Raw genomic sequence first — 1,143 nt, 5'->3', positions numbered from 1 at the left:
CTACGAAGCGCGCATCTGCTTTATTATTTCTGGGATACGAGAAAGTTTGGTCTTTCCCAACTTGGGGTATCTTCGAGTCTGTTCTGCCTCTTCCCCTTCTCCAGTTTCTAGTCAGGGAAAGTGGTTAGTGATTTTTCCTTTCCCTGGGCTAGCTGCTACGCTCGACCTAACCTTTAGCTGCCATAGATAACATCAGGTCAATCATGCGGTTAGAGTAACCCCACTCATTGTCGTACCAAGAGACAACTTTAAAGAAATTAGAATTAAGTTCCATTCCCGCTCCAGCATCGAAAATGCTTGAATGAGGGTCGCCTTGAAAATCGGTGGACACCACTGGCTCCTCTGTATAGCCCAAAATTCCTTTCATCGCCCCAACTGAAGCTGCCTTCATTGCTGCACAAATCTCTGGGTAGCTGGTTGCCTTTTGAGTCCTGAAGGTCAAATCTACCACTGATACATCCGGTGTTGGTACCCGTAATGCCATCCCCGTAAGTTTACCTTTCAGTTCCGGTAACACTAGCGTTACAGCTTTGGCCGCACCCGTAGAAGCGGGGATAATGTTCTGAGCAGCACTTCGCCCCCCCCGAAAGTCTTTCTTACTTGGACCATCTACCGTTGGCTGGGTAGCAGTCATAGCATGGACTGTAGTCATTAACCCTTCCGCTAGCCCAAAATTGTCATTAATCACTTTAGCAATGGGAGCAAGACAGTTAGTTGTGCAACTGGCATTGGAAACGATACTATCTTTACCCGGGTCATAGGTATCATGATTGACACCCATCAACAGAGTGGGAACCAAATCAGGGTTTTTAGTAGGAGCAGAGATTACCACCCGCTTCGCTCCTGCTTCTAAATGCTTAGATGCCCCATCATAGGTGGTAAATAGACCAGTAGATTCTACTACATATTCCACACCGAGTTTCGTCCAAGGCAGTTCCTCTGGGTTTTTAATTGAGACACAGGGGATTTTCTTGCCATTGACCACAATTCCATCAGCTTCAGCTTCTACGGTACCTTTGAAACGACCATGGGTTGAGTCGTATTTGAGTAAATAGGCGATAGTCTGTGGTGGAACTAGGTCATTAATGCCCAGCACTTCGATTTCTGGGTAGTTGAGGGCAGCACGGAATACGAGTCGTCCGA

The 1,143-nt window shown here is 47.0% G+C and carries 1 protein-coding gene; it reads right to left on the bottom strand.

Features of this window, described 5'->3' with window-relative positions; all coding sequences use genetic code 11:
- Window positions 1-166 precede the first annotated feature (166 nt).
- On the bottom strand, window positions 167-1,143 hold a 977-nt coding region (gene gap / locus F6K49_RS51525; RefSeq protein ID WP_293110723.1), incomplete at its 5' end, for a type I glyceraldehyde-3-phosphate dehydrogenase.

It is taken from the genome of Moorena sp. SIO3I6 (assembly GCF_010672095.1).
This window is presented reverse-complemented; position numbering and strand designations above follow the sequence as displayed.